The organism is Stakelama pacifica (genome assembly GCF_004361835.1).
GTDB lineage: Bacteria > Pseudomonadota > Alphaproteobacteria > Sphingomonadales > Sphingomonadaceae > Sphingomonas > Sphingomonas pacifica.
The window spans coordinates 153,129-174,742 of sequence record NZ_SNWD01000003.1; the positions used below are offsets into that span (position 1 = coordinate 153,129).

The 21,614-nt window shown below is 63.7% G+C and carries 20 protein-coding genes and 1 riboswitch; of the genes, 12 read left to right on the forward strand and 8 right to left on the reverse strand.

Annotation, left to right across the window (positions count from 1 at the left end; genetic code table 11):
• Nucleotides 1–460: 460 nt before the first annotated feature.
• The gene (gene leuA, locus EV664_RS06525; RefSeq protein ID WP_133494883.1) at nucleotides 461–2,128 is read left to right on the forward strand and encodes a 2-isopropylmalate synthase; all 1,668 of its coding nucleotides are present in this window, start codon (nucleotides 461–463) and stop codon (nucleotides 2,126–2,128) included.
• Between the two features lie 450 nt (nucleotides 2,129–2,578).
• Here leuA and EV664_RS06530 read toward each other — a convergent pair whose 3' ends face one another.
• From EV664_RS06530 to EV664_RS06550, 5 genes are all read right to left on the reverse strand, one after another.
• Nucleotides 2,579–3,205 carry a Pycsar system effector family protein gene (locus EV664_RS06530; RefSeq protein WP_133494884.1) on the reverse strand — a complete coding sequence of 209 codons (627 nt, stop codon included), beginning with the start codon at nucleotides 3,203–3,205 and terminating at the stop codon, nucleotides 2,579–2,581.
• The gene (locus EV664_RS06535) at nucleotides 3,202–3,957 is read right to left on the reverse strand and encodes an adenylate/guanylate cyclase domain-containing protein (protein WP_133494885.1); all 756 of its coding nucleotides are present in this window, start codon (nucleotides 3,955–3,957) and stop codon (nucleotides 3,202–3,204) included. Before EV664_RS06535 ends, EV664_RS06530 begins: the two co-directional genes overlap by 4 nt.
• A 2-nt stretch (nucleotides 3,958–3,959) precedes the next feature.
• Nucleotides 3,960–4,922, reverse strand: coding sequence for an adenylate/guanylate cyclase domain-containing protein (locus tag EV664_RS06540; RefSeq protein ID WP_133494886.1), 963 nt, complete (start codon nucleotides 4,920–4,922; stop codon nucleotides 3,960–3,962).
• Nucleotides 4,923–5,447: 525 nt separating this feature from the next.
• Nucleotides 5,448–6,065 (reverse strand): GTP cyclohydrolase I FolE, encoded by a 618-nt coding sequence (gene folE, locus EV664_RS06545; RefSeq protein ID WP_133494887.1) that lies wholly within the window; start codon nucleotides 6,063–6,065, stop codon nucleotides 5,448–5,450.
• A gap of 98 nt (nucleotides 6,066–6,163) precedes the next feature.
• Entirely contained in the window at nucleotides 6,164–6,967 is an 804-nt protein-coding gene (locus EV664_RS06550; protein WP_211338479.1) for an ABC transporter substrate-binding protein, read from the reverse strand.
• Between the two features lie 95 nt (nucleotides 6,968–7,062).
• Between EV664_RS06550 and EV664_RS06555 the strand changes: the two genes are divergently transcribed.
• The 8 genes from EV664_RS06555 (at nucleotide 7,063) to cobS (ending at nucleotide 14,578) form a co-directional block, all read left to right on the forward strand.
• The gene (locus EV664_RS06555; RefSeq protein WP_133494888.1) at nucleotides 7,063–8,055 is read left to right on the forward strand and encodes a FecCD family ABC transporter permease; all 993 of its coding nucleotides are present in this window, start codon (nucleotides 7,063–7,065) and stop codon (nucleotides 8,053–8,055) included.
• The gene (locus EV664_RS06560; protein ID WP_133494889.1) at nucleotides 8,049–8,819 is read left to right on the forward strand and encodes an ABC transporter ATP-binding protein; all 771 of its coding nucleotides are present in this window, start codon (nucleotides 8,049–8,051) and stop codon (nucleotides 8,817–8,819) included. The genes EV664_RS06555 and EV664_RS06560 overlap by 7 nt, the downstream gene beginning before the upstream one ends.
• A gap of 24 nt (nucleotides 8,820–8,843) precedes the next feature.
• Nucleotides 8,844–9,037: riboswitch (cobalamin riboswitch) on the forward strand.
• Between the two features lie 103 nt (nucleotides 9,038–9,140).
• Nucleotides 9,141–11,129, forward strand: coding sequence for a TonB-dependent receptor plug domain-containing protein (locus tag EV664_RS06565; protein WP_133494890.1), 1,989 nt, complete (start codon nucleotides 9,141–9,143; stop codon nucleotides 11,127–11,129).
• Nucleotides 11,130–11,187: 58 nt separating this feature from the next.
• Entirely contained in the window at nucleotides 11,188–11,727 is a 540-nt protein-coding gene (locus EV664_RS06570) for a hypothetical protein (protein WP_133494891.1), read from the forward strand.
• A gap of 9 nt (nucleotides 11,728–11,736) precedes the next feature.
• Entirely contained in the window at nucleotides 11,737–12,144 is a 408-nt protein-coding gene (locus EV664_RS06575; RefSeq protein WP_133494892.1) for a DUF1636 domain-containing protein, read from the forward strand.
• A complete protein-coding gene (cobT, locus tag EV664_RS06580) occupies nucleotides 12,141–13,151 on the forward strand; it encodes a nicotinate-nucleotide--dimethylbenzimidazole phosphoribosyltransferase (RefSeq protein WP_133494893.1) in 1,011 nt (336 codons plus the stop codon). Before EV664_RS06575 ends, cobT begins: the two co-directional genes overlap by 4 nt.
• A gap of 159 nt (nucleotides 13,152–13,310) precedes the next feature.
• Entirely contained in the window at nucleotides 13,311–13,874 is a 564-nt protein-coding gene (locus tag EV664_RS06585; protein ID WP_133494894.1) for a histidine phosphatase family protein, read from the forward strand.
• Entirely contained in the window at nucleotides 13,862–14,578 is a 717-nt protein-coding gene (gene cobS, locus EV664_RS06590; protein ID WP_133494895.1) for an adenosylcobinamide-GDP ribazoletransferase, read from the forward strand. Before EV664_RS06585 ends, cobS begins: the two co-directional genes overlap by 13 nt.
• Here the strand turns inward: cobS and EV664_RS06595 are convergent.
• From EV664_RS06595 to EV664_RS06605, 3 genes are read right to left on the reverse strand one after another with little or no spacing between them, the layout of a single operon-like run.
• On the reverse strand, nucleotides 14,563–16,017 hold the full coding sequence (locus tag EV664_RS06595; RefSeq protein ID WP_133494896.1) for a cobyric acid synthase: 1,455 nt from the start codon (nucleotides 16,015–16,017) through the stop codon (nucleotides 14,563–14,565). The genes cobS and EV664_RS06595 overlap by 16 nt on opposite strands.
• Complete coding sequence (gene cbiB, locus EV664_RS06600) at nucleotides 16,005–16,943, reverse strand: adenosylcobinamide-phosphate synthase CbiB (protein ID WP_133494897.1); 939 nt, start codon at nucleotides 16,941–16,943, stop codon at nucleotides 16,005–16,007. The genes EV664_RS06595 and cbiB overlap by 13 nt, the downstream gene beginning before the upstream one ends.
• Nucleotides 16,940–17,929, reverse strand: a complete 990-nt coding sequence (locus EV664_RS06605) for a threonine-phosphate decarboxylase (protein WP_229668148.1) — start codon at nucleotides 17,927–17,929, stop codon at nucleotides 16,940–16,942. The genes cbiB and EV664_RS06605 overlap by 4 nt, the downstream gene beginning before the upstream one ends.
• Before the next feature lie 54 nt (nucleotides 17,930–17,983).
• On the opposite strand from EV664_RS06605, the gene cobU reads away from it, so the two are divergent.
• The 3 genes from cobU (at nucleotide 17,984) to EV664_RS06620 (ending at nucleotide 21,605) form a co-directional block, all read left to right on the forward strand.
• Nucleotides 17,984–18,502, forward strand: coding sequence for a bifunctional adenosylcobinamide kinase/adenosylcobinamide-phosphate guanylyltransferase (cobU, locus tag EV664_RS06610; protein ID WP_229668163.1), 519 nt, complete (start codon nucleotides 17,984–17,986; stop codon nucleotides 18,500–18,502).
• A 21-nt stretch (nucleotides 18,503–18,523) separates the two neighbouring features.
• Nucleotides 18,524–19,129 (forward strand): cob(I)yrinic acid a,c-diamide adenosyltransferase, encoded by a 606-nt coding sequence (gene cobO, locus EV664_RS06615; RefSeq protein WP_133494899.1) that lies wholly within the window; start codon nucleotides 18,524–18,526, stop codon nucleotides 19,127–19,129.
• 97 nt (nucleotides 19,130–19,226) lie between these two features.
• Nucleotides 19,227–21,605, forward strand: coding sequence for a TonB-dependent receptor plug domain-containing protein (locus EV664_RS06620; protein WP_133494900.1), 2,379 nt, complete (start codon nucleotides 19,227–19,229; stop codon nucleotides 21,603–21,605).
• Nucleotides 21,606–21,614: the final 9 nt, after the last annotated feature.

Sequence of the window (21,614 nt, forward strand, 5' to 3'; positions counted from 1 at the left end):
GGTGCACCCTTTCCATATGCTTCGGTTCGCAATCCACCGGCTGGCAGACCTTCAAATCCTGCACGCGGCTGCGAGAACAGCGCGAGCAGCTCGCTCGCTCATCGGGGCGACGTAGGGTTCGTCACCCTCATCGCGGTTTCTGAGCGTCATCAGCGAAACTAGCGTTTACGAGGTTCCGGGCGTCTGATTTCATCGAGCTGCTAATATCGCAGATCGTGCGGACATTGCTCTGACTGGCATACATAGCCTTACTTTCTTTCAATATTGCCGCAGCGCTGGACAAAAAGGCGCAAAGCGGTAAAGCTTTGCCCATGATGATTTCGCGGACGCTATCCGGCCTTCGACTTATCCGCCCTTAGGGCGAGCGCGTTCGTGCGCCCTCCCTAAGGGGTAATGTGCCGGAAATATCGTTCGTATAGCGCCGCTTGTTCAGCATTGCGGCCCAGCCGACAGGATCATCATGCTTCGCAACCCTTCGACCAAATACCGCCCCTTCCCGCAGGTCAATCTGCCCGACCGGCAATGGCCGAACCGCACGATCACGCAGCCGCCGCGCTGGCTTTCGACCGATATGCGCGACGGCAATCAGGCGCTGATCGATCCGATGGATGCGGAGAAGAAGAATCGCTTTTTCGACCTGCTCGTAAAGGTCGGGCTGAAGGAGATCGAGGTCGGCTTTCCCTCGGCCGGCGCGACCGAATTCGACTTTATTTCCGGGCTGGTGCAACAGGACCGCATCCCCGACGATGTGGTAATTCAGGTGCTTACCCAATCGCGGCGCGACCTGATCGAGAAGAGTTTTGAATCGCTTCGGGGTGCGAAAAAGGCGATCGTTCATCTGTATAATGCGGTGTCGCCGGCATGGCGGCGGATCGTTTTTGATATGAGCCGGGACGAAGTTCGCGAGGTTGCCACCAATGGGGCAATGATCCTTCGCGATCAGGCGGCGGCGCAGCCCGGTACCGACTGGCTTTTCGAATATTCGCCCGAGACGTTTTCGACCGCCGAGCTCGATTTTTCGATCGAAGTTTGCGAGGCGGTGATGGAAATCCTTCGCCCTACCCCCGAAAAGCCGCTGATCCTGAACCTGCCCGCTACCGTAGAGGCAGCGACGCCGAACATTTACGCCGATCAGATCGAGTATTTCTGCCGAAATATCCGGAACCGCGACAGCGTCGTGATTTCGCTGCACACGCATAACGACCGCGGAACGGGTGTGGCAGCTTCGGAACTGGGGCTTCTTGCCGGGGCCGACCGCGTCGAGGGGTGCCTGTTCGGCAATGGCGAGCGGACGGGCAATGTCGACCTCGTCACGCTGGCGCTGAACATGTACACGCAAGGCGTTGATCCGAAACTGGATTTTTCGGATATCGACAGCGTGATCGGCACGGTGACCTATTGCAACAACCTGCCCGTCCATCCGCGCCATCCCTATGCGGGCGATCTGGTGTTCACCGCCTTTTCGGGCAGCCATCAGGACGCGATCAAGAAGGGCTTTGCCGCGCAGGAAGCGCGCAATGACGAACTGTGGGACGTTCCCTATCTGCCGATCGATCCCAAGGATCTGGGCCGCGATTATGAAGCGGTGATCCGCGTCAATTCGCAGTCGGGCAAGGGCGGCGTCGCATGGGTGTTGCAGCAGGATCAGGGGCTGAAACTCCCCAAACGGCTTCAGGCGAATTTCAGCCGCCATGTGCAGGCGCTGGCCGATGAAAGCAGCCGCGAACTGAACGCCGCCGACATCTGGAGCGCGTTCCAGAGCGCATACCGGCTGGAGAGCGGCCAGCCGATCCAGCTCGTCGAATGGGACGAGCGCCGCGCGGCCAATGGCGAGCGTATCTTTACCGGCACGATCGAAGTCGATGGCGTCGAAAACAGCATCAGCGGACGCGGCAACGGCCTGATCTCCTCGGTGCTCGGCGCACTGGAGGAGGCCGAGGGCATCCGCCTCGACGTGCAAAGCTATGCCGAACACGCCATCGGACAGGGATCGAACGCCCGCGCCGCCGCCTATGTCGAGGCGACCGATGCTGAGGGGCACACCCATTGGGGCGTCGGCATCGACGAAGACGTCGCAACCGCCAGCGTGCGGGCGGTGCTTTCGGCAGCGAACGCGGCACGGGGGTAAGCGGGGCGGGGCGGCCGGCAGTGCCCGCCGTGGCGCGCTGTTAACTCCCGGCTTCGGGTTTGTAGCTGAATCCCGCGCTGTGGGTGGATGCGTTTCGAACCCGCTCGCATCGAGCGGGTTCAAAGCGCAAACAGTTCGTCGGGCTGCGTTACTTCCACGGACACCCGAACGGATGCCGCATCGATCTTTCGATAATGGTTGGGAAGCAGACGAGCAGCTTTCGAGTGCGCAAGCGGCGGTAGCGCGCGACGGCAGCTACCGGACCAGGGTCGGTCGTTTAACCGCCGCCCGGCGATCGTCCGATCCCGATGAAAGCTGACGAGCGAGTTGATGCTGGCGAACGATGGGCAACCGGAAAGAGTCTTCGCGGGGACGCGTCTGTATGAGGCTTACCAAGTGAACGTCGGGGTGAAAGTTCTTGTGGGGCGCTAGTGGCGAAGCCCTGCGCCTTCAGGTATTTAAAACGATGGCCACCAAAGTAACCGCCAACGCGGGAAGCCCGAACCAGATTGCCTTTTTGAGAGAGGCATATTTTCCGTCACAGACTTTGGATACGTCGAAGCAGTGTTTCAGACGCGCTTCCGTGATTGCTGCCGGATCGTGTGCGGCCACTTCGCTGACATAGTTTGCGGCATCGTCTTTCGCGGCGACCGATCCAAAGAACACAATTCCCTCACCCGATTTCGAAGCCAGCCTCGGCGCGACCACGCGAAAAGAAAAGAATGCCGAAATCACGAGGAGAAGGACAGAGACGATAAGTGAAGCGTATGGCCATGACAATACTGGTGCCAAAAGCGCGTCTTTAATTTTTTCCGTTCCAATCAGGTACACTAGAACACCCGAAGCTATTGTGAACGTCCACGCGGCCTTCGTATCGGCCAGCGATATGTAATCTCTAACGTAACCCTCTTGAAAGCCCGCGAAATCCGCGTGGTGTTCCTCTAAAGGGGATAGCGAAGATGGCACGATTTCCCCGCGGCCTGTTTCCGGTACAGCCAGAGATGGTGCGCTTCGAACCTCTTCCACGATCAGCGCGGGTGTATGTCCGGCGCTAGCAGATTGATTTTGGTCGGTCATGCTGTCGGAATGTTCCATCGTCCGCGATAAACCCAGAAGGCGTAAGGCACGTTGTTATCGGTGTCGAACCAGCCCGTCTCTGCCGTTTTGAAAGTAACATACTCAGACTGCCAGAAGGCGGGCAAACCCTCGTACACTTTTGTCCCGATCAGAATTGTATTCGGATCAGCGAAAGCCAGCATCTTGCTCGCAATATTTGCCGTCGTTCCTATAGCAACTATGCCGTTAAAATTGCGGGCGACACCCACTTGGGCGATGGTGATCGGGCCGTGATCGAGGCAAATTCTGAAATCGAGCGGGATAAGCCCCGCGTTCTGGATCAGCGGATTCACAATGGTCGTTGCTGCGCTGAACATCGTGAGGGCGGCGGCGACGGCGGTCTGCTGTGAGGTAACGCCGCTTGCCGCGTTGCGGGTAAAATAGGCCATTAGGCCATCGCCCGTGTTCTTCTCCACAGTGCCGCCATAGTCGAGAACGATGCGGATCATCTCGCTGAAAAACAACGACAGGACGCGGAGGTTGTTCTCCTGCTCCATCTCTGTCCAAGACGGGCGGCTCGAAAATTTGCTGATGTCCAAGAACATCACTGTGGCATCAATGCGGCGGCCTGCGTGAAGCGGAAGGTCACCACTGGATGGAACAACCCGCCCTACCGCAAGCTGACTGCGCTCGCGGATTTTGTCCACCGCCGCTAGATTCCGCCCCACCTGTTTCATAAGGTAGGCCCGTGTAAGTTTGTTCGGATCGGACACAGCTATTCCACCTTGTAGACCTGATAGCCTTCTATGCCGACCTCGGCGCCGTCGAATTCCACTTCTTCACACCGCTCCAGCCATTGCACATGCACCAGCTCGTAGAGACCGCGTCCGATCCGCAATTCGTTCGCGGCGGCGGTTTGTTCGATTTTGACGGCGCGGTTGAGAGCATCGCTTGCCACTTCCGGCGCTTCAAAGCCTGTTGCGGGTACGATGATTTTCCGCAGACGCGCCGCGCCGCAATCGGCTCCTACCCGTATGGTAAGTAATGGCAATCCAGCCGCCTCCAAGGCCGGGTTTACGGACCCGCGCATGACCGCAAGGAATGTAAGCCCAAGATCGACGGTATTGTCGCATTGGGTCGTGTAGCCCTCGCTGTCGATGGTGGCGATGAAGCCGTCGCCTGTCGTCTTCAGGATAGCGCCGTGAAAGTGACCGACGGAGGTGGCAAGCTCCCTCAAAAAAATGCCGTATGCGCGCTCGAAGCCTTCGGGATCACGGCGACGGAGGCCACTGCTTCCGCAAATATCCACCGATAAAAAGGTCAGGAAGCGCGTGCCTCCTGCAAATGAAAGTTGCGATTGCGGGCGTGCCTTTTCCGTCGGTACAACATAACTTTCACCGCGAAGCTCGGCGGCGATCGCACCTTGCCTTACAGAAGCATATTGGCTGGCGGATTCAATGGACGGTGGATTGTAAATCAAGGGCAAATCGCCGAACTTCGCCACGGCCATTTCCTTAACGGCTTCTTCTGAAACTATCGTGCGAAGGAATTTGTCTAGATAGTGACGTTCGCCGTTCACTTCTATAATCGAATAACGCCTCCTATTGGGCTGAATGCGAACAGTAACCATCTGGGTCGCTTCATCTGATCGAATTGGCTCGATCTCGAAATCGAACCGCGCACGCACCTTGCCTGCCTCGTCTTTGTCCCGCCAATCGTTATCGCGATCTGTCGTCATTCGTCATGCTTACCGCTTCAGCACAAAATTCCATACCTGATTCAATTTGTAATCGCACTGTGCTGGAGGCAGAGCTATCGCTCTCCATAACAAATGTCGGTCGCGGCGCTCAGGGAACGACCGCGTTTAATCGGCGGCAGAGCGGGTCGTGCCATGTTCGCAATGGCGGCTATCCAAAGACAGCTTTCCAGAACTTGCCATTCCGCTTCCGGCCAGCGCAAATCAGACGAGGTTGGCACCGGGGCAAGGCTGGAGCGTCCACTCTCGCTGACAGCCGTCGTTAAAGTGGCAACGTCGGAACGACCGCTTAGTCCCAAACCTCGCCTATCTTGCGTTTGAGCGCCAAGATGATGACCGGCGGGTTTCTGGGTCGCGATGGTGCTCGTGAATGTCCATATCCGGGCGCGAAAGCGGCCGCCTGTTTTGTAACCCTGATTTCCTGACGATCCGGCACATAGCGCGTCGGCTGCCTTCGTCGCCGTTATTCGGACCGGCCGCGAGCAGCGCCCGCCGCCGCTTACACGATCAATACCCCATCAATTTCAGCACTTCGGCGCGGCTGCGGGGGTCTTCGCGGAAGATGCCCATCATGCGGCTGGTGGTCATGGTGACGCCGGGGGTGCGGACGCCGCGCGCGGTCATGCATGCATGGGTGGCGTCGATCACCACTGCGACGCCGCGCGGGGCGAGATGCTGCCAGATGCAATCGGCGACTTCGGCGGTCAGGCGCTCCTGCACCTGCAACCGCCGGGCAAAGGCGTGGAGCACGCGCGCCAGTTTCGAAATGCCGACGACCCGATCCTGCGGCAGATAGGCGATATGCGCCTTGCCGATGATCGGGGCCATGTGATGTTCGCAATGCGACTGAAAGGGAATGTCTTTCAGCAGCACGATATCCTCATAGCCGCCCACTTCCTCGAACACGCGCGCAAGATGCTGGGCGGGGTCGTCGGTATAGCCCTGGCAATATTCCTTCCATGCGCGCGCCACGCGCCTCGGCGTGTCGATCAGCCCTTCGCGCGCCGGATCGTCGCCCGACCAGCGGATGAGCGTGCGAATTGCCTCCGCCACCTCCTCGGGAACCGCGATCTTGCCGTCATCATCGTACAGGTCGCCGTCATCGGGGCTGGGAAGGTCATTCATTCGGTCGGTCTCTCAATTCTTCGTAGCTGTCGCCAAAAGAGCGGCTTCGTTTCGCCCGCATATCGGACGGCAGGCGCCATGGGACAAGGGTACGGGTGTCAGCGTTGCAGCTGGCGGGCAAGGCTTTCGGCGGCAAGAACATAAGCGGGGCCGCCGCAGACCGTCCATGCCTGAGGCACGGAAAGGCGCGGAATATCGCGGAGCAGCGGATGGTGCAGCATCTCGGTTCCGCGGTCGGTGACCTTGTCGGTCGCGCTTTCGACCATCAGGAAATCGGGATGGGCGAGCGCCATTTCCTCCAGCCCCATGCGCGAAAGAACCGGCTTGTCGAGCTTCGTCGCCAGATTGACGAGGCCGAGGCGGCGCATCAGATCGTCGATCAGCGTGCCCGTCCCGGTCAGGAACCCGCGCCGCTGATAATAGGCCGCGACCCTGCCCCTTCCCGGATTTTCGGGAAGCCGGGCAAGCCGGGCGTTCATTCGCGCGATGAGCGCTTCGCCGCGTTCAGGATGGCCGACCGCGCGGGCGATGTCGCGAATCTGGGCGAGGATCGCGTCGTAGCTGTCGGCGCTGGGCACCTCCCGTATCGCGATGCCGCGCCCGCGCAGCCGATCGACCGTGGCGCTGCGCAGATAGGGGCTGACAAGGATGAGGTCGGGATGGAGGAGCAGCACCTGCTCCGCTGATCCTTCGGAAACGGGGAGATTGCGCGCAGCGGCGGCGGCGGCCGACATTTGCGGGTCGCGGGCGAATTGGGTGAGCGCGGCGATCTGATCCCGGTCGGCGAGCGCGAGCAGATATTGGTCCGCGCACAGGTTGAGCGATACGATGCGGTGCGGCGGCGCGGGCGCCGCTGCGGCGGTCAGGAGCGGCAAAGCGAGGAGGATCACGCGGCGAAGCATGATCGGCCTTTGCCAAAGCGCATGGCTTCGCGCTAGGGCGAGCGCGTTCCGGTGCATCGGTGCCGGACAGGTTCCGACCCGAAAGCCGAGGCGAATTGCGCGCATCCCCTTCCCTGTTGCTGCCATCGCTGCTGGTGCTGGTCGCCATTGCGGCGCTGCTTTCGATCGCGATCGGCAGTTCGTCGCTGCCGGTATCGACGATGGTCGACGCGCTTACGGGTAAGGGCGATCCGGTGATTCGCGCGATCCTGATCGAGCTGCGATTGCCGCGCACGATTTTGGCGCTGGCGGTGGGTGCGATGCTCGGCCTGTCCGGGGCGGCACTGCAGGGCTATCTGCGCAACCCGCTGGCCGAACCGGCGGTGCTGGGCACGTCGAACGGGGCGGCACTGGGCGCGGTGATCGCTTTTTATTTCGGGCTGTCGAATGCATGGCCGCTTGCCCTGCCGATCATGGCGATCGGCGGAGCGCTGGCGTCGCTCGCGCTGCTGTTCCTGCTCGCCGGGCGGTCGGAGAGCCCGCTTACCCTGATCCTTGCGGGGATCGCGGTGGCGACCTTTGCGGGGGCGGGGATCAGCCTTGCGCTTAACCTCTCGCCCAACCCCTTTGCGGGGATGGAGGTGATGGTGTGGCTGATGGGCAGTCTGGAGGATCGATCGTTCGATCATGTCCTGATCGCGCTGCCGTGCATCGCCGTAGGCATGGCGCTGCTGCTATGGGATGGCCGCGCGCTCGATGCGCTGACGCTGGGCGAGGATGGCGCGGCGGCGCTGGGGACCGATCTTGCGCGCACGCGGTTGCGCCTGTTGCTGGGCGTGGCGATCGGCGTGGGCGGCGCAGTGGCGGTGTCGGGTGCGATCGGCTTTGTCGGGCTGATCGTGCCGCATCTGGTGCGGCCCTTTACCGATCGCAGCCCGTCGGCAATCCTGATCCCCTCAGCGCTTGGCGGTGCTGTGCTGCTGACGCTGTCGGACGTGCTGGTGCGGGTGATCCCGGCGACGACCGAGCTTCGCCTCGGCGTGGTCACGGCGTTTCTGGGCGTACCGGTATTCCTGTTCCACCTGATGCGCGAGCGGCGGCTATGGTAGAATTGGTGGCGGAGCAGGTCAGCGTGACGCTGGGCAGGCGCGCGGTGGTGCGCAGCGTGTCGGCGCGGCTGCGTGCGGGGGAGTTTGTCGGAATTCTCGGCCCCAATGGCGCGGGCAAATCGACGCTGGCGCGCGCGCTGCTGGGGCTGGTGCCGAGCGAGGGCGCGGTGATGCTGGACGGCGAACGAATCGCGACATTGCCGCGCAAGCAGATCGCCCGAACCATCGCCTATCTGCCGCAGGGCCAGACATTGCACTGGCCGCTATCGGTCGAGCGGCTGGTCGCGCTGGGTCGGCTTCCGCATCTCGCCCCCTATTCGCGAATCAGTGCGGCCGACCGGGAGGCGATCGCGCGGGCGATGCGTGTGGCCGAAGTCGACGCGCTGGCGGGCCGTATCGCGACAGAATTGTCCGGAGGGGAAAGGGCTCGTGTCCTGCTCGCCCGTGCGCTGGCCGTCGAGGCACCGGTGCTCGTCGCCGACGAACCGCTGGCCAGCCTCGACCCCGCGCATCAATTGCAGGGCATGGAGATCATGCGCGCAGAGGCGGACGCCGGGCGGCTGGTTGTCGCGGTATTTCATGACCTTAACCTTGCCATGCGCTTTTGCGACCGGTTGCTGGTGCTCGATGGCGGGCGGCTGGTCGCGGACGGGAACCCGTGCGACGTGCTCACCCCCGATCTGCTCGCTGAGGTCTATGGCATCAGCGCGATGTTCGGCACGGGGGAACGGCCCGGCATCGTGCCGATGCAACGATTGCGTTGACGCCCTCCCCGTCCGCGCCGTAAAGGGCCGCGTATAGCGACAGGTTCCCCCTGACCGGGGATCAAAAGGGAACGGGGTGCGATACCCCGGCTGCCCCTGCAACTGTGAGCGGCGAGCCTTTGCGCCACATGCCATTGGGATCGATGATCCTGAGAAGGCGGCGCAAGCCAAGGCATTGACCCGCGAGCCAGGAGACCTGCCCGTCGCTGTCGTCCATCGGCCGACCAGGGTGTGTCGGGCGGGCGGGGCAATCCCCGAGTGACGGCATTGTGGAACTCCGGCGCAGCTTCGCGTCGGAGAGCTTTGTCTTGTGGGGAAAGAATGAAGATTGCCCAGTTGCTTGCCGGTGCAGCGTTGCTCGCGCCGGGAGTCGTTCACGCGCAACAGACCGTCGAAGCGCCGCAGCCCGACGCCGCCGCCATGCCCGCCCGTTCTGAATCGGGCGGCAGCAATGCGGGGAATGACGATATTCTGGTCACCGCGACCCGCTCTCCGCAATCGATCGACCGGATCGCGTCGTCGGTGACGGTGCTCGACAAGAAAACGATCGACCGTGACGGCGACCTGTCCGTCGCCGATCTGTTGCTGCGCACGCCGGGCGTCAGCCTGTCGCGCAACGGCGGATATGGCACCGCGACCTCGCTGCGCATTCGCGGGGCGGAGAGCGACCAGACGGTGGTGGTGATTGACGGGGTGAAGCTGAACGATCCGTCCTCCACCGGCGGCGGGTTCAATTTCGGCAATCTGCTCGTCGGCGATGCAGCGCGGATCGAAGTGTTGCGCGGGCCGCAATCGATCCTGTGGGGCAGTCAGGCGATCGGCGGTGTCGTCAACATCGTCACCCCCCTGCCCGACCGCGATCTGGAAGGGAGTTTCGATGTCGAGGCAGGCAGCCGCAACACGGTGAGCGGCCGTGCGGCGATCGGCGGGACGACCGGCCCGCTCGCCTGGCGCATCGGCGGGCAGAGCTTTACGACCGATGGTGTTTCGGCGCTTGCTCCTGAATTTGGCGGCCAGGAAAAGGACGGATACACCAATCGTTCCGCCGCAGGGCGCGCGCTGTTGACGCTGTCGCCCGACATCAGTGCCGAAGTGCGCGGCTATTATGGCCATGGCCGTACGGAGATTGACGGGTTTAGCGGCGACACCCCCGAATATTCGCTGAATGACGAATTTGTCGGCTATGCGGGCCTGAACTTTGCGCTGTTCGACGGACGGCTGCGCAACCGGGTTGGCTATGCCTATACCGATACCGACCGCGACAATTACAATCCGGCGCGCGAGCGGGAGCAGACGTTCGACGCATCGGGCAATAATTATCGGCTTGAATATCAAGGCAGTCTGGCCGTTACCGACCGCATCGATGCGACGTTCGGCGCAGAGCATGAAATTGCGCGCTTCAGCAGCGTGTCGCCACCTGCATCGCTTGCCACGCCGGTGCCGGACCCGGCGCGCGGCCGGACCGAGATCAACAGCGTCTATGGTCAGGTGAATGCCGAGATCATCGACGGGCTGACGCTGACCGGTGGCATCCGCAATGACGATCATAACCGCTATGGCGCAAAAACGCTGTTTTCGGGCGGCGGCGTGTGGAAGCTGCCCAGCGGGACGGTGCTGCGCGCCAGCTATTCGGAAGGGTTCAAGGCACCCTCGCTCTATCAGCTATATTCCGAATATGGGAATGAAGCGCTGTCGCCCGAACGCGCCAAGGGCTGGGAAGCGGGCGCTGAACAGCGTTTTCTGGACGAGCGGATTGCGATCGGCGCGACCTATTTCGAGCGGCGTTCGAATAACCTGATCGATTATTTCGGGTGCAGTGGCGACGGCACCGACCCGATGTGCTTCGTGCCCGGCACCGATACGCCGCGCTATGGCTATTACAGCAATGTCGCGCGCGCCTTTGCGCAGGGAATCGAAGCGGCGGGCCGGGCGAAATTTGGCGGCCTTTCGGTCAATGCCAATTACACCTGGACGCTGTCGGAGGACCGCTCGCCCGGATCGGCAACCGAGGGCAACCAGCTTGGCCGCCGTCCGCGCCATAGCTGGTATGCATCGGCCGATTACACCCTGCCGCAGGGCGCGTCGTTCGGCGGTGCCGTTCGCTGGAGCGGGGAAAGCTTTGACACCGTGTCCCACGCAACCCGGCTCGACAGCTATACGCTGGTCGACCTGCGGCTCGACGTGCCGATTTCGGATCGCGTGACGCTGTTCGCGCGCGGCGAAAATGTGTTCGACGAGGCGTATCGCACGGTCGCCCGGTACAGCACGCTGGGCCGCACGATCCGGGCTGGACTTCGCGGACGATTCTGATCGACCTGAGCAGCACCCATCCCCCGAAACGGGATCAAGGAGAGGCATGATGACGAGCATGGTTTCAAATCGCAGCGCATCCACATTGTGGATCATGTTGCTGACCCTTGTCAGCACGGTGGCGACATTGGCGCTTGCCTGTGCAACGCCCTATGCCGCGCTTGCCGCACTGGCGGCGACGCGGATGCGGCTGCGCGACGGGGTGCTGCTGATGGCAGCGGCGTGGGGCGCCAGTCAGGCAGTCGGCTTTTGCGTGCTTGGCTATCCGCACAGGACAAGCACCTTTTTGTGGGGCGCGGTGCTGGGCCTTGCCGCGATTGCGGGCGTTGTCGCGGCGCGATTTGCGGCGCAGCGCATCCCGGCAAGGCACGGTGCGGTGACGCTTGCCATCGCGCTGATCGTTGCGACGATCGCGATCAAGGCGGTGGTGCTGATCGGGGCGCTCAATCTGGGCGGCGTCGCGATTACGCTGTCGCCATCGCTCACCTTTCAATCCTTCGTTCGGAACGCGGCATTCCTGATCGGGCTGGTCGGCGTCTATCACCTCGCCCGCCGGGTAGGGGTGCCCGCGCCCGCGCTGCGCGCAGCGTCGGTCTGATTTCGGGCAATGCTGAAACCGGCATCCGACGGCGTCGCGGTGGTGGCATGCAATACATGCCGCCACTCGGCGCAGGCGCGCGAGGATGAACAGGGCCGCAAAGGGGGCGCTGCACTGGTCGAGGCCCTGCACCGGGTAAAGGCGTCGGACGCTGCCTATGACGGCGTGGAAGTGCAGGAAATGCCATGTCTCTTCGCCTGTTCCCGGCATTGCACCGTGCATCTGCGCGGACCGGATCGGGTCGGCTATGTCATGGGCGATTTCACGCCCGATGAGGATGCGGCGCGCGCGATCCTCGATTATGCCCGGGCCTATGCCGACAGCGAATGGGGCAGCGTCCCCTATCGCGACTGGCCGCAAGGGGTAAAAGGGCATTTCATCACCCGTACCCCGCCGCAAGGATCGCTGGTCGAATGAACCGCTGCCCAAGTGTCGAAGCATTTAATGCAAGCCTGACCGCGCTGCCGGAGGCCGACCGGGAAGCACGCGATGCAGCGGCGGCGCGGCAGGGACAGCTTACCAAGCCGCCGGGGTCGCTGGGTCGGCTGGAGGAAATCGCAATCTTTCTTGCCGGGTGGCAGGGTTGCGAAAAGCCGGCGATCGAGCGCGGGCGGGCGGTCGTCTTCGCGGGCAATCACGGTGTCGTAGCGCGCGGTGTGAGCGCATTCCCGGCCGAAGTCACTGCGCAGATGGTAGCCAATTTTCGCAATGGGGGCGCAGCGATCAACGCGCTGGCCGGGGCTGCCGGGCTGACGCTGGACGTGGTGCCATTGTCGCTCGACCGGCCAACCGCCGACTTTACCCAAGCGCCGGCGATGGAGGCGCAGGAGTGCCTCGCCGCGCTGAATGCGGGGGCGGCGGCGATTGCGGATGCCGACCTGCTGGTGCTTGGCGAAATGGGTATCGGCAATACGACATCGGCGGCGGCGCTGGCACTGGCGAGCTATGGCGGGACTGCAGCAGACTGGGTCGGACCGGGAACCGGCGTGGATGCCGAAGGGATTCGGCGCAAGATCGACACGGTCGAGGCGGGGCTGGCGCTGCATCGCGATTCACTGACTACCCCGTTCGAGATTTTGCGTCGGCTTGGCGGGCGCGAGATCGCGGCGATTTCGGGCGCGGTGCTCGCGGCGCGCATGGCGCGGGTGCCGGTGGTGCTTGACGGGTTCATCGCAACATCGGCGATTGCGCCGCTGACCGTACGCAATCCGGCGATTACCGCGCATTGCATTGCGGGCCATTGCTCGGCGGAGCCGGGGCATCGCCGGTTGCTGAGTGCGCTTGGCCTGACGCCGCTGCTTTCGCTCGACATGCGGCTGGGCGAAGGAAGCGGCGCTGCCGTGGCGGTGCAGATCATCCGGGCGGCGCTTGCCGCGCATGGGGGCATGGCGACCTTTGCCGAGGCGGGGGTTTCGGGCGGGTGATAGCATGTTGCATCGATCTGAATCTATGAGACGATCGTCATTGCGAGCCCCGAAGGGGCGCGGCAATCCGGAAGCGTCGCGCGCATTGCCGGATCGCCGCGTCGCTGCGCTGCTCGCGATGACGATTAAGGTATTGGGTCAAGCATACTACAAACCGGTATGACCTGCTTCCCACTCCATCTGATGCGGCATGGCGAGACCGCGCTTGCCGGGCGGATGGTCGGGCATCTCGATTGCGATGTGCTGACAAGCGGCGTGGCGGATTGCGCGCGTCAGGCGGCGGGGCTTGGCGTGGATCGGATCGTCGCGTCCGACCTGATGCGCGCGCGGCGCAGTGCTGAGGCCGTTGGCAGGACGGAAACCGATCCGCGCTGGCGCGAACTGGATTTCGGGGCATGGGACGGGTGCGCCGCGTCGGAGTTGCCGCCCGATGCGCTTGGCCGGTTCTGGGACGACCCAGATGCGAATCCGCCACCGGGCGGGGAGCGCTGGTCGGCGCTGGTGGCGCGGGTTGCCGCAGCGATTGCCGACCTGCCGCCCGTCCCGACACTGATCGTGACGCATGGTGGACCGATGCGCGCGGCGCTCCATCATTTATGTGGGTTTTCGATCGCGCAATGCTGCGCGTTCGACCTGCCCTGCGCGTCGCTGCTGAGTTTGTCGGTATGGGACGGCGATGTGCGCACGGCGCAGATTACGGGGCTGCGATCATGCGCGGCCTGATCGTCGCGCTGAATTTCCTCACGCGCCTGCCCGGCCCGCGCGTCGATGCGGGGCCGGAGGATTTTGCCGCCGCGATCCGGCTGTATCCGCTCGTCGGGCTGGTGATCGGGGCGCTGGTCGCGGGTGCGGGCTGGCTGGGGGGGCAGGCCGATCCGTGGCTGGGCGCGCTGGCGGCGCTGCTGGTGTGGGTGTGGAGTACCGGCGCGCTGCATCTCGACGGGCTGGGCGATATGGCCGATGCGCTGGGCGCGGCGCATGGCGACCCCGATCGGATGCTCAGCGTGATGCGCGATCCGCATATGGGGAGTTTCGGGGCGGTCGCGCTGATCCTGCAACTGGCGGCGAAGCTGGTGCTGCTGCATCTGCTGCTGCCGGTGGGTTGGGCGGTGCTGGTGGCGATTCCTGCGGTGGCGCGGATCGGGCCGCTGGTCTGGGCGCGGTTCCTTCCCTCGCTACGCCCCGGCGGGCTGGGTGCGAGCGTCGCGGGCGCGACGCGGGTGCGCGATCTGATCGGCTGGGCTCTCGTGCTGGCGGGCGCGTGTGTGCTGTTGCCGGTGCTGATCGCGGTGCCGCTGGTGCTGGCGGGGCTGGGCCTTTGGTTTCGTGCGCGGCTCGGCGGGATGACCGGCGATGTCCATGGCGCAGGGATCGAGCTTAGCGAGAGCGCGCTGCTGGCGCTGGCCGTGCTTTACGCAGCGCTCTGAGCAATCGCGATCATCGCGTCGATATCGAGGCTGGCTTCCAGCGCTTCGGCGATCTCGTCAAGCGCGGCGTGAATGTCCGCGTCATGATCGACGCCGCTGCCCGCCGCGCCGATCCGCGCCAGCCATGCCGCGCGCTGAGCAGCATCGCCCAGCAGGCCGTGGATATAGCTGCCCGCAACCAGCCCATCAGCCCGCATCGCACCCTCGCCGCGCCCATCCGACAGGCGAGTGAGCGGCCGTTCGGCATCGGGCCCAGTCGTTTGCCCCATATGGATTTCATAGCCTTGGAAGCGCGCGCCCAGCGCCTCGCCGGACACCTCGCGCAGCACTTTATCGCCGCCGATCACCGTTTCGATATCGAGCAGGCCAAGCCCGGCAATCTCGCCCGGAGGCCCCTCAATCCCCTCCGCGTCGGAAATCCGGCGGCCCAGCATCTGATAGCCGCCGCACAGGCCGAGTACGGGCCGCCCCTTTCGCACATGGGCGAGGATATCGACCTCCCACCCCTCGGCGCGCAGGAAAGCCATATCGGCGCGCGTCGCCTTTGATCCGGGCAGGACGATCATCGCCGCATCGGGGATCGGCTCACCCGGCGGGACCATCACCAGCTCGACACCGGGTTCGAGGCGAAGCGGGTCGAGATCGTCGAAATTCGCGATGCGCGGGGTAATCGGGCACGCGATGACGAGGCGCTCGGCCGCGCGAGCGGCGCTGCGTTCGAGGATCACCGCATCTTCGCTGGGAAGGCGGCGCGCGGCGCGCACCCATGGTACGATACCGAAATCGCACCAGCCGGTGTGCTGCTCGATTGCCGTCATACCATCGGCGAACAGCGCAGGATCGCCGCGAAATTTGTTGATCAGGAAACCACGGATCATCGCGGCGTCTTGCCGGTCGATCACCGCATGGGTGCCGACGATCGAGGCGATCACCCCGCCCCGGTCGATATCGCCGATCAGCACGACCGGAACATTGGCGGCGCGGGCAAAGCCCATATTGGCGATGTCGCCGCTGCGCAGATTGACCTCAGCGGGCGATCCTGCTCCTTCGACCACCACGATATCGGCGTCGGCGGCGAGGCAGCGATAGCTGGCCAGCACCTCATCCAGCAGCCCGGCCCGCCCCTCCCGCCAGTTGGCGGACCCGAGCGTGCCGCGCACGCGCCCACGCACCACCAGCTGCGAACTCCGGTCACCCTGCGGTTTGAGCAGCACCGGGTTCATATCGACCGTTGCGGGCGTGCGGCACGCCATTGCCTGTGTCGCCTGCGCGCGGCCAATCTCTCCGCCGTCCGCTGTCACCGCTGCATTGTTGCTCATATTTTGCGGTTTGAACGGGCGGACGCGCAGGCCCCGATTGGTCAGCGCGCGGCAGATACCGGCGACGAGCACCGATTTGCCGACATCCGACCCGGTCCCCTGAAACATCAAAGCGCCCATATCACTCCCCCGGCGATCAGCCATAACAGCGCGCAGGCGCGAACATAGATGGTGAGCGCCTTTGTCAGGTCAGCCGCCGTTGCTGCGCGCCCTTCCCCGCCGATCCACGGCTTTTTCTGACGAACACCGTCATAGGCAATCGGTCCGGCCAGCGCGATGCCCAGCGCGCCTGCCATCGCCGCTTCGGGCCAGCCCGCATTGGGCGAGGCATGGCGTCGATGATCGCGCGCCATTACGCGCCAGCCGCCGATACCGGCGATACAGATCAGCAAGGCGGACAACCGGGCGGGGATGAAGTTGAAAAGGTCATCGCACCGCGCCGAGGCCCAGCCGAACGCACGAAACGGTTCTTCCTGATGGCCGATCAGGCTGTCGGCAGTGTTGATCGCCTTATAGGCCCAAAGCCCCGGCAGTCCGGCGAAGAGCAGCCAGCACAGCGGCGCTGCCACGCCGTCGCAAAAGCTTTCGGCAAGGCTTTCGATTCCGGCGCGCGCCACACCCGCTTCGTCGAGCGATGCGACATCGCGCCCGACGATCCGCGCGACGGCTTCCCGCGCCGCCGCCATGTCCCCTGCGCCAAGCGCCCGCGCGACGGGGCGGACATGCACATACAGGCTATGCTGGGCGAGGCCGGGCCATGCGAACACGCCCGCCGCGATCCAGCCCCAGCGCCCGAACAGCGCGTAACACAGCGTCTCGATCGCAAGCCCTGCGATGATGGCGATGAGGATGAGGAGCAGCAACGTAACCACGCCCAGCGCCCGGCGTACTGCGGCGCTTCGATCGGGCCGGTTCCACCGCGCCTCGCACGCCCCGATCACGCGCGCAAAACCGCCAACCGGATGGCCGATCGCGGCATAGAGCCGGTTGGGCCAGCCAATCGCCGCATCCAGCGCCAGCCCGATCAACGCAACCGGGTGGATCATTGCGCCAGCGCCGCCTCCAGCCGATCCCATGCCTCTGCCGTTCCGGGCAAACCGAAGCGCAGCCAGTGCGGATGATCGGCAAAGGGGCGCACCAATATCCCGGCGCGGGCGAGCCGGTCGAACAGCGCGGGCGCGTCCTCGACCTGCGCCAACCGGAACAAGGGGCACGCCCCACTCGCTGCCATGCCGTGCCGTTCGAGCAATGCGTCGAGCGCGCGGGCGTCACGCACGATCCGCTCGCGCGTGGCGGCAATCCATGCATCGTCGCGATAGGCAACGGTGCCCCAGACAATCGCCTCCGCCGATACCGGCCAGTCGCCGAGCAGCGCCCGCAGCCTTGCCAGCACCACCGGCGGCGCCACAACGAACCCCAGCCGCAGCCCGGCCAGCCCGAAAAATTTGCCGAAGGAGCGCAAGACGATCAGCCGGTCTGCTCCCCTGCTTTCCGGCAACACACTTGCCCCCGGAATGGCGTCGGCAAAGGCTTCATCCACGACCAGCCAGCCCCCATTGCGTGCCTGATCGCTTGCCAGTCCGAGCAAGGTCTCAGCCGCAATCAACCGGCCATCGGGGTTGTTCGGATTGGCGACGAGCAACGTCCCGTCCATCGCACCAAGACGATCAGGGCGGATCGTTTCCGAGGCAATATCGACATGGGTCCCGTAACAGGGCGTAACCGCCCGCACCGGCCCGCCCAGCCCCAGCGCGGGGAGCAGACGAAGCGCGATCTCGCTACCCGGCACCGCCGCCACCCGATCGCGCGCAACGTCGAAATAGTCCGCCGCCGCCGCCTCCAGCGCAGCAAGCGTGTCCCGCGCCGGAAGCGACGCCCGATCCACCGTGAGGGGCGCAGACGGTGCCCACGCAACCGGGTTGATGCCCGTCGAAAGGTCGATCCACGGCTGCAGCGCATCCGGATACTGGCGCTTCGCATGGTCGATCCTGCCGCCATGATGGGTGAATGTCGCCGATTGTGCTTGCGTCATGCCGCCCGCCATCGCCATTCGGGGCCGCACAGGCAAGCAAGAAGGACCGCGACCATCACTGCGAAATCGATTCTGATCCTTGGCGGCGCCCGGTCGGGCAAGAGCAGCCATGCGCAGCGGATCGCCGAAAGCGTTCCGGGGGAGCGCATCTTCATCGCGACGGCGCAAGGCTTCGATGACGAGATGCGCGATCGGATTGCCCGCCACCGCGCCGATCGCGACGAACGCTGGCGCACGGTCGAAGCGCCGATGGACCTGATCGCCGCGATCCGTGCAAATGATGGATCGGAGCGGGTGATTCTGGTCGATTGCCTGACATTATGGCTGTCGAACCTGCTGCTTGCCGAACGCGATCTCGACGCCGAAACCCACGCGCTGGCCGCGCTGATCCCGACGCTTGGCGCAACCATCATCATGGTCAGCAATGAGGTGGGACTGAGCATTGTCCCCGACAATGCCCTCGCCCGCCGGTTTCGCGATGCGGCGGGAACGCTCAACCAGCGGCTTGCCCGGATTTGCGAGGCTGCCGATTTCGTCGTGGCGGGGCATCCGATCCGTCTCGGTGCATCTTAACATCTGAACAAGGAGCCGATCATGGCCGATACACGCGACGAAGCGCATAATGCGAAGATGAAGAAGGTGAAGGCGGCGCATGACAAAATCGTCGCCTCCAAAACGGTCGAAAAAGGGCTGATCATCGTTCATACCGGACCGGGCAAAGGCAAGACCAGCGCCGCGCTTGGCATGGCGATCCGCGCGATCGGCCATGATATGAAGGTCGGCATCGTCCAGTTCGTCAAAGGCGCGATGGCGACCGGGGAAGCGGCGGTCTTTGCAAAGTTCGACAATGTCGAATTCAAACCGATGGGCGAAGGCTTTACCTGGGAAACACAGAACCGCGCCCGCGATGTCGAGGTGACGCGTGTTGCGTGGGAAGAAGTAAAGCGGATGATCGCCGATCCCAGCTATGACATGATCATAGCCGACGAGCTCAACATCGTACTGCGCTACGACTATCTGCCCGTCGATGAAGTGCTGGAAGCGCTGGCCGGTAAGCGCGACGCCGCGCATGTCATCATCACCGGGCGCAACGCCCCCGATGCGCTGATCGCGGTTGCTGATCTGGTCACCGAAATGGCGCTGGTGAAACATCCCTTCCGCGAACAGGGGGTGAAGGCGCAGGCGGGGATCGAGTTCTGATCCCAGCCGAAATATTAATTCTGCAATCAATTTTACATATTCGTGCAATCTGCCGTCGTTAGCCGCGGCCCCGAACCATTTCTGAAGGGGTCGCGGCATGAAAAATCGTCTGTTTACTGCGCTTGTCATTCTCCAGTGCGGCGCGTCGATGCCTGCACTGGCGCAGACCACCACCAGCGCCGACTATAACCCCCCGGCGGGCGGCAACGATATCGTCGTGACCGGCACGCGTGAGGCGGGACGGACGCAGTTCGATGCGATGGCGCCGGTCGACGTCATTTCGGGCGATGCAATCAATCAGGTGGTTTCCGGCGACCTGTCGGACGGACTGGCTGAATTGCTGCCGTCGTTCAATGTGCAGCGTCTGCCCGCCGCCGACGGACAGGCATTTGTCCGCCCCGCCACGCTGCGCGGCCTTTCGCCCGACGAAACGCTGGTGCTGGTCAACGGCAAGCGGTTCCATCGCTCTGCGCTGCTCGGCACGCGCGGTTCGCAGGGCCCTGACCTTTCGGCGATCCCCAGCTTCGCGATCGGGCGCGTCGAGGTGCTGCGCGATGGTGCCGCCGCGCAATATGGATCGGACGCGATTGCGGGCGTCATCAACATCATGCTCGACGACACGCCGGGCATTTCGGCTTTCGCACAGGCTTCCGAATATTATGAAGGCGACGGGAAGGAATATCAGACCGGCATTCGCGGCGGGCTGGCGCTGGGCGATCGCGGCAGCGTCGTCTTTACCGGCCAGTATGACCATGCCGAAGCGACTTCACGCACGCGTCAGCGCCCCGACGCTATCGAATTTCAGGCGGCACATCCCGATCTGGACGTGCCCGATCCGGTGCAGCGCTGGGGCCAGCCGGATCTGGAATCGGTCGCGGCCACGGTAAACGCGCATTACGAAATCGCTGATGCCGCCGATCTGTATGGCTTTGTGCTGGTGCGCGACGGCGAAGGCGTGACCGATTTCAACTGGCGCAATCCCGATACCACCGGCAGCGTGTACGGCAGCAGCCCCGCCTTTCCCGACTTTTCCTTCCGCAGCATCTATCCGGCAGGATTTTCGCCGAAATTCGGCAGCAACTATAGCGACCTGCAAAGCGTAGCGGGCGTTCGCGGCGACCTGTCGGATGCGTTCTCGTACGACCTGAGCGGTTCGGAAGGGCGCAGCCGCATCCGCTACACGCTGAAAGAATCGCTCAACGCCTCGCTCGGGCCGCAAAGCCCGACGCAATTCTATCTCGGCATGCTCGAACAGCGCGAATTCAATCTGAACGCCGATTTCGTCTACAAGCTCGACGCAGGCATGTTCCGCCCCGTGAACATCGCGTTCGGCGGGGAGCGGCGCGTCGAAACCTATGTGATCGGCGCTGGCGATCCTGCGTCTTATGCGATCGGCCCCGGTGCCAATAGCGGCCTTGCCCCCAATTCGAACGGCTTTCCCGGCTTCTCCCCGCTTCAGGCAGGGGAACATGGGCAGCGCAGCTATGCCGGATATATGGATGTCGAGGTGCAGCCGGTCGAGGCGCTGACGCTGGGTGCCGCCGGGCGGTATGAGGATTTTTCGGTGTTCGGCGACACCTTCAATTACAAATTCTCCGGCCGCTTTGAATTCACCCCCGCCGTTGCGCTGCGCGCGACCTATTCCACCGGATTCCGGGCACCGACGCCGGGCCAGCTTTACTCCACGCGCACGTCGCAGGGGCTGGACACGAATACGCTTCAGGTGTTCACGTCCGGGCGGCTGTCGCCGAGCGACCCGATCGCGGTCGCGCTTGGCGCACAGCCGTTGAAGCCGGAAAAATCGGACAGCGTCACCGCAGGCCTGACCTTCCGTTCCGATTTCGGCCTGTCGGGCAGCGTGGATGCGTATCAGATCAAGCTGAAGGACCGGTTCGGCCAGTCCAATTCCTTCGCGGTTCCCGCCGATATCCCGAACCCCAACCAATATACGTCGGTAAGTTTTTTCACGAACGACTTCGATACGCGCACGCGCGGTGTCGATGTAGTGCTGAACTATGTTCGCGCAGTCGGGCCGGGTCAGGCGACGATCAGCCTTGCCTATAATTACAACAAGACCAAGGTGACGAGCGCACCGAGCGCCAGCATTCCGGGCGATACCCAGCGCATCGTGTTCGAAGAGCGCCTGCCGCAGCATAATGCAACGGGTCGGATCAACTACACCGTCGGCCCGCTGACGCTGATGGCGCGCGGTCGCTATTATGGCGCATGGACCGACTCTTCGGGTAATGCGTCGGGCGACATTTTCCAGCGGTTCGGGGCGCGGGCATTTCTCGACGTCTCGGCCGAATATCGCTTCGCCGATCATTTCTCGATCCGTGCCGGGGCGGACAATGTGCTCGACACCTATCCCGACGAAGCGACGTTTCAGGCCAATCGCGGGCTGATCTATTCGCGCAACGCACCCTATGACACCGATGGCGGCCAATATTATGTCCGGCTGGGGATGGACTTCTGATCGCGGAGG

What these genes read in the sequence shown, in the direction of transcription:
- leuA (WP_133494883.1), top strand. Translation starts at nt 461, where the DNA reads ATGCTTCGCAACCCTTCGACCAAATACCGCCCCTTCCCGCAGGTCAAT.
- EV664_RS06530 (WP_133494884.1), bottom strand. Translation starts at nt 3,205, where the DNA reads ATGACCGACCAAAATCAATCTGCTAGCGCCGGACATACACCCGCGCTG.
- EV664_RS06540 (WP_133494886.1), bottom strand. Translation starts at nt 4,922, where the DNA reads ATGACGACAGATCGCGATAACGATTGGCGGGACAAAGACGAGGCAGGC.
- folE (WP_133494887.1), bottom strand. Translation starts at nt 6,065, where the DNA reads ATGAATGACCTTCCCAGCCCCGATGACGGCGACCTGTACGATGATGAC.
- EV664_RS06550 (WP_211338479.1), bottom strand. Translation starts at nt 6,967, where the DNA reads ATGCTTCGCCGCGTGATCCTCCTCGCTTTGCCGCTCCTGACCGCCGCA.
- EV664_RS06560 (WP_133494889.1), top strand. Translation starts at nt 8,049, where the DNA reads ATGGTAGAATTGGTGGCGGAGCAGGTCAGCGTGACGCTGGGCAGGCGC.
- EV664_RS06565 (WP_133494890.1), top strand. Translation starts at nt 9,141, where the DNA reads ATGAAGATTGCCCAGTTGCTTGCCGGTGCAGCGTTGCTCGCGCCGGGA.
- EV664_RS06570 (WP_133494891.1), top strand. Translation starts at nt 11,188, where the DNA reads ATGGTTTCAAATCGCAGCGCATCCACATTGTGGATCATGTTGCTGACC.
- EV664_RS06575 (WP_133494892.1), top strand. Translation starts at nt 11,737, where the DNA reads ATGCTGAAACCGGCATCCGACGGCGTCGCGGTGGTGGCATGCAATACA.
- cobT (WP_133494893.1), top strand. Translation starts at nt 12,141, where the DNA reads ATGAACCGCTGCCCAAGTGTCGAAGCATTTAATGCAAGCCTGACCGCG.
- EV664_RS06585 (WP_133494894.1), top strand. Translation starts at nt 13,311, where the DNA reads ATGACCTGCTTCCCACTCCATCTGATGCGGCATGGCGAGACCGCGCTT.
- cobS (WP_133494895.1), top strand. Translation starts at nt 13,862, where the DNA reads ATGCGCGGCCTGATCGTCGCGCTGAATTTCCTCACGCGCCTGCCCGGC.
- EV664_RS06595 (WP_133494896.1), bottom strand. Translation starts at nt 16,017, where the DNA reads ATGGGCGCTTTGATGTTTCAGGGGACCGGGTCGGATGTCGGCAAATCG.
- cbiB (WP_133494897.1), bottom strand. Translation starts at nt 16,943, where the DNA reads ATGATCCACCCGGTTGCGTTGATCGGGCTGGCGCTGGATGCGGCGATT.
- EV664_RS06605 (WP_229668148.1), bottom strand. Translation starts at nt 17,929, where the DNA reads ATGACGCAAGCACAATCGGCGACATTCACCCATCATGGCGGCAGGATC.
- cobO (WP_133494899.1), top strand. Translation starts at nt 18,524, where the DNA reads ATGGCCGATACACGCGACGAAGCGCATAATGCGAAGATGAAGAAGGTG.
- EV664_RS06620 (WP_133494900.1), top strand. Translation starts at nt 19,227, where the DNA reads ATGAAAAATCGTCTGTTTACTGCGCTTGTCATTCTCCAGTGCGGCGCG.